Origin of the sequence: Stenotrophomonas sp. Bg11-02 (genome assembly GCF_002836635.1) — a bacterium.
In the GTDB taxonomy this organism is placed as follows: Bacteria; Pseudomonadota; Gammaproteobacteria; order Xanthomonadales; family Xanthomonadaceae; genus Stenotrophomonas; species Stenotrophomonas lacuserhaii.
Map to the genome: position 1 here is coordinate 1 of NZ_PJAY01000014.1, position 5,830 is coordinate 5,830.

Annotated in this window: 6 protein-coding genes; all 6 read right to left on the reverse strand. The window is 65.2% G+C overall.

Annotation, left to right across the window (positions count from 1 at the left end):
* Window positions 1–161: 161 nt before the first annotated feature.
* Entirely contained in the window at window positions 162–2,858 is a 2,697-nt protein-coding gene (locus CXG43_RS01130) for a phage tail length tape measure family protein (RefSeq protein ID WP_101098351.1), read from the reverse strand.
* Between the two features lie 144 nt (window positions 2,859–3,002).
* A complete protein-coding gene (locus CXG43_RS01135; protein ID WP_101098352.1) occupies window positions 3,003–3,461 on the reverse strand; it encodes a DUF6631 family protein in 459 nt (152 codons plus the stop codon).
* 3 nt (window positions 3,462–3,464) lie between these two features.
* Window positions 3,465–4,217, reverse strand: coding sequence for a hypothetical protein (locus CXG43_RS01140; RefSeq protein ID WP_101098353.1), 753 nt, complete (start codon window positions 4,215–4,217; stop codon window positions 3,465–3,467).
* A 33-nt stretch (window positions 4,218–4,250) separates the two neighbouring features.
* The gene (locus CXG43_RS01145) at window positions 4,251–4,664 is read right to left on the reverse strand and encodes a hypothetical protein (RefSeq protein WP_101098354.1); all 414 of its coding nucleotides are present in this window, start codon (window positions 4,662–4,664) and stop codon (window positions 4,251–4,253) included.
* Between the two features lie 19 nt (window positions 4,665–4,683).
* Complete coding sequence (locus tag CXG43_RS01150; RefSeq protein WP_101098355.1) at window positions 4,684–5,016, reverse strand: hypothetical protein; 333 nt, start codon at window positions 5,014–5,016, stop codon at window positions 4,684–4,686.
* On the reverse strand, window positions 5,013–5,777 hold the full coding sequence (locus tag CXG43_RS01155; protein ID WP_019182752.1) for a hypothetical protein: 765 nt from the start codon (window positions 5,775–5,777) through the stop codon (window positions 5,013–5,015). The genes CXG43_RS01150 and CXG43_RS01155 overlap by 4 nt, the downstream gene beginning before the upstream one ends.
* Window positions 5,778–5,830 lie beyond the last annotated feature (53 nt).

Here is a 5,830-nt window from a genome sequence, read left to right on the forward strand (position 1 = left end):
AGTCTCGAAGTAGAGCGAGAGGGCCTGCGTCATGGCGAGCGTGCTGTTGAGGACCCTTTCCTTTGCTGGGCCGCGCTCCATCTCATCCCGCTGGACAGACGGATCGAAGCCGTTCTGCAGGTTGCTGAACATCACCAAGGCGGTGCTGGGAAGCTGTGCCATCAGAGCGTGTCCTCCAAGCCAAACCGGCCCCGCATGGCCCCGTAGGTTGAACCGGTGCCACTCGCGATGCGCCCGCCGAGCGCATCATCGAGCTGGCCAAGCAGCACCTCGACATCGACACCGCCCGGCCCACGCGTGGCGGTCGCCGTGGTGCCGGGCGGTCCGTTCTTGACGATGACGTTGACTGCGCCGAGTCCAACTACGGAAGGGCTGCCGCCGCCCACTGCACCGCCCGAGGCGTAGCCCAGCAGCCCACGGCGCATTGCTTCAACGATCCCAACGCCGCCGGCGCGGGCGACATCGGCCTGCGACCAGACCACCTCTCCCTTGTGCACGATGCCTGCGGGTTCGTGGATGCCGCCCGGCCCCGTGTAGCCGCCGGTATCGAAACTGATCTTCTCGCGCACCACCGGGCCGATGGTGCTGCCCAGCGCGGTGTTGAAGATGCCCATCGCAGCTTGGCGGAAGGCGATACGGGAAAGGTCAGCGATCACGGAGCGGGTGAGATCCGAGAAGCGGACCTTTCCCCCGGTCGTGAACCTCGTCCAGGCATCTTCCATTCCGCTGAACACGTTCGCGGCGGCCATGCCCAGCTGCTCGGCCGCGTTGGTTGCCTGCTGCTGGTAATCCGCCCATGCAGCGCGCGCACCGTTGAGCCAGCTGCCCTCGGCGACCGCCAGCTCGGCGTACCCCTCTCGCACAATCTGCAGACGATCGGTGGTCTTTGCGAGCAGCACCGCACGCTCAGCTTCGAACGTCTCCTGATCGATCTGGGATGCGTTCAGCTGCAGCTGAAGCTCGCGCAGCTTGTCTGCCTGGTCGCCGTAGGCATCGTTGATGCGCTGCTGGATCTCGTATTCGCGCTCCCCCGCCCCGACACGCCCAGCCACAGCACGCATCTGGCGTTCCAGCGCCTGGTTGCTCGCATCGAGGGCATTGGCGTATGCCGCGATGACGTTCGTGCGCGTGTGCGCGGTCGCAGTTTCCTCGGTCGCCAGCACCTGGAGCTTGCTCGCACCCTCGGTGCGCACCTTGGCCAGACGCGCCTCGAGGTCACCCAGCTGCCGGCTCACGTTGATGCCGTCCTTGCCAGCGACGTTCTGCTGCTTCAGGAAGGCGATCTGTTGCTCGAGCGAGCGCGCCTCCGCGTCCGTGCTGGCCTGCGCCAGGTCACGCATCCGGCGGTAGTACTCCGTGGCCGTGATCTCACGGGCGGAATACTGCGCGCGCAGCAACTGGGTGCCGGCCGTGATGGTGGCCTGTTCCTGCAGCAAATCATCACGGTAGCCCTGCAGCCCTGCAGCGCGCGATGCATTGGCCGTGCTGCCGCCCTTGGGCTTCTTCTCTTCGTACTTCTTCTCGATCGCTGCCAGGGCCCTTACCTTGCGGTCCTCGAGCTTTTCCACCTCTTCCAGGAGTCCCGCCGCGCGGGCCTTGCGGATAGCAATTTCTGCCTGGCCGCTGATTTGCGCGACCTCGCGTCGCTTTTTCTCTTCCCGTGAGGCTTCTGCGTCAATAATCGCGTCCATCTGCGCCGACGAGTCGACAACAGCAGCCTGCGCAGCCTTAATACGTGCGTCCTGCTGCTCCTTGACGACATCGGCCGCGATGGCCTTGATCTTCCGGGAGCGCTCCTTGATATCGTTTTCTAGTTGGGTGATGTAGCTACGGCTCGCACCTGGCATAGCCTGGAGCTGGTTGAGTCGCGCAAGGTCCGACTGGTTGCTAGCCAGCATCTCCTGCATTTGGGCCGCCGGCGCACCGAAACCAGCCTTGGCTTGCATCGCGCCCCAAGCCTTGGTTGCCTCGGCAAATAGGTCCTTGAAGCCTCGAATCACTGGGTTCTGGCTCGCGCGCACTTTTGCGAGCGCCATGACGGTCTCTTCTGATGCCGCCCTGGTGATAACGGTGACCGCGTCCTGATTTCGGCCTTGATCCTGCAGTGCCTTGATCTGCTCGTAGAGCGCGCTGGTCATGAAGTTGACCTGCTCATTAAGCTTCTGGGCATTCTTGACCGGTGCGTCGGCCAGCTTCCCGTACGTGGCCACCGTCTCATCGACGGCCTGGCCGGTCAGCTCCTTCATTGCAATGGCTGCGTTGGCCACGGCCTGCATGTTCTGGGCGGCGACCTGTCCGTTGGCGCCAATCGCCTGAGCCACTTCGGCACCTGCGCCGGCAGTGACCTGCATCGCATCGGTGGTGCGCTTGGCCAGGTTGATCAGGCTCAGCGTGGTTGCCTCGCCCTCATTACGGGACAGCACCAGCGCCCGCACGTAGGCTTCCTGCTGCTTCTCGGCGTCGTACCAGGCGTACACCAGCACGCCGACGGCGGCGGCCGCCGCGGTGACGGGAGTTACCATGCCCAGCACCACCGAGGACACGCCCTTCAGCGCTGGCTCGACGCCGCCGAAGCTGTCCTTGATCTGGCCGCCCTGCTGCACCAGGACCGTGAACCACGGCATCCCACCCTGCAGGCTGGTGAAGATGTCGGTGAACTGGGCAGGAAGCTGGCGCAGTGCCTGCTGCGTCTGGCCGGCTGTGACGCCCAGCTCGGAGATGCCGTTGTTCTTCGGCAGTGGGCGCGCCGCTTCGCTCTGCGTCTGCCGCAGCTCCCGGCGCAGGACCGCCATGCCCTGCTTGATGTCGTCGATGTCCGCACTGAGGCGCACACGCAGATTGGCAGTGGGCTCAGCCATGCAGGTTCTCCTTCAGGTACTGCGCCCACGCGGCTTGGTCAGGCGTCATGGCAAGTCGCATGGCGACGGCCATGCTTGCGCGCTGCTGGCGCTCGGCGCGGGCAGCAGCGGCGACAAAGGCCCGCAGTTGGGCCAGGGTGTAGGTCAGGATGTCGCGGCGCTGGTGTCCGCAGGCGATGAGCTGGTGGATGAGGTCTCCCCATCCGTGGTCGGCGGAATCTTCGGCTTCGCCACCTTTGCCACCAGGTGCGGAAGCCGTCGGGCGAAAAAATCGCGATTCAACGCGACCACCGCCTCCACCAGGCTGGCCACCTCATCCACGGTGCCCTTGGCGATCCATTCGGCCGGCCGGCCGGTAACGATGGAGAGGGCCGAGGCGAAAGCCGGAGCATCCTGCTCGAGCAGGTCCAACACCACAGCACCGCTTTCCATCTGGGCGCCCTCCCCCAGCAGCCCCGCCGCCATCACCACGCGCCCGATGATCGAGCGCGCTGCGGTGATGAAGGGGGCCAGCTGCTCCAGCCGCAACGGCCCCACTTCCAGCACCTCGCCACGGAACGAAACCTGCGCCGTCGGCGGCGTCACCACTTCGAAGCCGTCCATGCCTTACTCCTCCTGTTCCCAGTAGAAGTAGGGCGAGATGTCCGGCCCCGTGGCCTTGGCCGAGTCCTTGACCAGCGCACCGGCGACGGTGCCGGAGGCGAACTGGTCACCGAGCAGCCCCATTTCGTTGAGCATGCCGCCCTTCACCTTGTGCGCGATCGCGCGGACCAGCTTGCCGCCCTGGGCTTCGTTGATGCCAACGAAGTGGACCTCGTAGAACTTCTGGGAGGTGACCCCGACTTCCACCCGGCCGATGGCGCCGTGCTTGTAGCTGACCTTGATGTTGGGCGCCCCGTTCACCCCCGCGGCGATCGTCGAGCTGGCGGGGATGAACAGCATGCCGCGCTCAAGGCGGTAATCCTTGCCGGCCTCGTAAGTAGTGGTGCCGGCAGTGTTCTTGACGCTGGTCACCTCCGCGGCAATCCGGGCCAGCGGTACGAACGCGCCGATCGCGGCAGCTGCGGCTTCTTCCGCGATGGTGGCGGCGGCCACTGCCGTGGCCTTGCCGCGCAGCGAGCGCGCGAAGTTGGAGGGCTTGAAGTCGTGGAAGGTGTAGGACAGGTTGTACCCGGTCACGCGATCGACGCTGTTGGCCGGGCCGCCGCCCGGGTTCTGCCCGTCAGCCAGCTCGATGGTGTTGGTCTGCGGCGAGAAGCTGTAAGCCGACACGTTGCCGACCTCTTCCAGCGGCTGGCCGCTGTTCCATTCGCGGATCAGGACGATGCCGCTACCCAGGTAGCTGTAATCTTTGGACATGGTGTTTCTCCGGTGAAGCCGCTGAGCGGCTGGTTACTTGGGGATGTGGGACTGGTAGGTCACGGAAACGCCCACCCAGCCGGCGGCTGCCGACTCCGGCATCAGCGGTTCCATACCGAAATAGACGGGGTACGTGAAGCCAGGCGGGAACCTGCGTTGTTTCTGGGACATCGCCATCTCGATGTCGGTCACCAGGTCGTCCAGACGCTCCTGCAGGTGATCGGTGTCCGCCGGCAGCTTTGCGATGACAGCTACGGTGGTAAGGCGGTGGGTCTGCACCAGAGCGGCGTCAGCGGCGCGCTGCTGCTTTTCAATCAGCGCGCTGAAAACGCCGGTGCTGGTGGCGTCACCAGGACGCGGTTCCAGCGTCCAGTCCGCGCCGACGTTGGTCCGGTAGCCGTTGTTGGTCGAGATGACCGACAGGCACTCGGCAAAGGCGTCGAGCAACAGACGGCGCGGGCTCGGGCTATGCATTGGATACCTCCCAGACCTGCGACGACTCATCGCCGCGGATCTTCTGCTCGAGCTTCAGCCGTCGGCCTGTGGCGTCGATCTGCACGATGCCACCGCCTCGCGGCGAGACTTCAGCCAGCTGCAGGGTGACGCGGTTATACGGCGTGCTCACCGCAACGCCCTCCTCGTCGAAGTCCTGCACCCCCTCGTCGTGGAGGGCGGTGCACGGCACCGGTACCGGAGTGGCCACGCTGTGCTGATAGGTCGCCCCATCGGCGATTCCGGCTCCCTTGAAGGCGGCGAACATGAGGGCGTCGATGCCTTGGAGAAACGCTTTCTGGTTCATTCTCTGGGCCTGGCGGTTTGCATGGCCTTCTCCAGCTCGCGCTTCAGGAAGAAGGGCATCAGCCTCTTCCAGGTGTCGTCGGCCATGCCGAAGATGTCGTAGCGCGGCCGGTACTTGGCGGTGCCGGTAAAGATGAAGATCGAGCGCACTGCCGAGCCCCACGGCGTAGCGATGCGCTCATAGATGCCGGGCCGCAGCGCGCCCCGACGCTTGGGCAGCACGAAGTACTCGCCGCCTCGCTTTTTCTTGGACCGCCGCCGGCGCTTGGTGCTGACGTCGGTCTGGTCCTGGTACTGGTCGCGTGATGCGCCCAGCTGGGACAAGATTCTGGTGATCTGGCCTGCAGGAAGATTCCCGTAGGCGTTGGCGTTCGCCCCCCTGCCCAGTACCGCGAACTGGCTGGGCGAAAGCAGGCCGCGCTGCTGCAGCAACCGCTCGAACCCCTTCTTACGACGCTCACCACCCTCTACCTCGGCCAGCAGGTACTTGGCTGGCGGCGTGCCCTTGAACGCTTCATCACGGATGAAGATTTCCGCGTAAGGCTGCTCCTTCGTGGCCTTGCGGTACATGGCCGCATTGACCGTGAGCGGCGTGGGCCTGTCGAAGACGCGCGGGGCCGTGCGCTTCCAGCGCTCGCGGATCTCAAAGGCGACGGCATTGGATGCCTGGCGCGCGGCGAAGGGAACCTGTTGGGTCTCCAGCTCGGTCAGCTGGCGATCGAACAGACCGTCCGGATCTACGCCGATTTTGATCTGGGCCATGGTGTGCTCCCTTACCCGGCCCGCTGATGCGGGCCGGGTGCCGGCGGCTTACT

Excerpts from the sequence above, each read along its gene's own strand:
- CXG43_RS01130 (WP_101098351.1), bottom strand. The coding sequence starts at position 2,858 with ATGGCTGAGCCCACTGCCAATCTGCGTGTGCGCCTCAGTGCGGACATC.
- CXG43_RS01135 (WP_101098352.1), bottom strand. The coding sequence starts at position 3,461 with ATGGACGGCTTCGAAGTGGTGACGCCGCCGACGGCGCAGGTTTCGTTC.
- CXG43_RS01140 (WP_101098353.1), bottom strand. The coding sequence starts at position 4,217 with ATGTCCAAAGATTACAGCTACCTGGGTAGCGGCATCGTCCTGATCCGC.
- CXG43_RS01150 (WP_101098355.1), bottom strand. The coding sequence starts at position 5,016 with ATGAACCAGAAAGCGTTTCTCCAAGGCATCGACGCCCTCATGTTCGCC.
- CXG43_RS01155 (WP_019182752.1), bottom strand. The coding sequence starts at position 5,777 with ATGGCCCAGATCAAAATCGGCGTAGATCCGGACGGTCTGTTCGATCGC.